Genomic DNA, 628 nt, shown 5'->3' on the forward strand with positions numbered 1-628 from the left:
GCCGAGGATCTCCATCCAGTCGGAGCCTTCGCCGAAGCGCACCTCGCCGGGCCGCGAGCGATCGCACTGGATGTCCACCTCGAGGCTTGGCTCGGTGAACGGGAAGAAGGACGGCCGGAAGCGCATCTTAACCTGCGGCACCTCGAAGAAGGCCTTGCAGAACTCCTCCAGCACCCACTTCATGTTGGCGACGTTGGCTGTCTTGTCGATCACCAGCCCCTCGACCTGATGGAACATCGGCGAGTGGGTGGCGTCCGAATCCTGCCGGTACGTCTTGCCAGGAATGACGATGCGGATCGGCGGCTTCTTCGTTTCCATGGTGCGGATCTGCACCGGCGAAGTGTGCGTGCGCAAAAGCTTGCGCTCGCCCTTCTCGTCCGGCTGGAAGAAGAAGGTGTCGTGCATCTCGCGCGCCGGGTGGCCTTCGGGAAAATTCAGCGCGGTGAAATTGTAATAGTCGGTCTCGATATCGGGACCTTCCGCGATGGAGAAACCGAGATCGCCGAAGATCGCGGCAATCTCGTCGATGACTTGGCTGATCGGATGGATACGGCCGCGCTCGGCCGGCGACTGCCGCACCGGCAACGTCACGTCGACCTTTTCGGCGGCGAGGCGGGCGGTGATCGCC

General features: G+C 62.7%; 1 protein-coding gene. It reads right to left on the reverse strand.

The window, feature by feature from the left end; genetic code table 11:
- Nucleotides 1–628, reverse strand: a 628-nt coding sequence (locus ENZ74_RS33660; RefSeq protein WP_127313377.1) for a phenylalanine--tRNA ligase subunit alpha, incomplete at both ends; no start/stop codon positions are given.

The sequence above is a fragment of the Mesorhizobium sp. M7A.F.Ca.CA.002.15.2.1 genome, from assembly GCF_003998715.1.
Classification (GTDB): Bacteria; Pseudomonadota; Alphaproteobacteria; order Rhizobiales; family Rhizobiaceae; genus Mesorhizobium; species Mesorhizobium ciceri.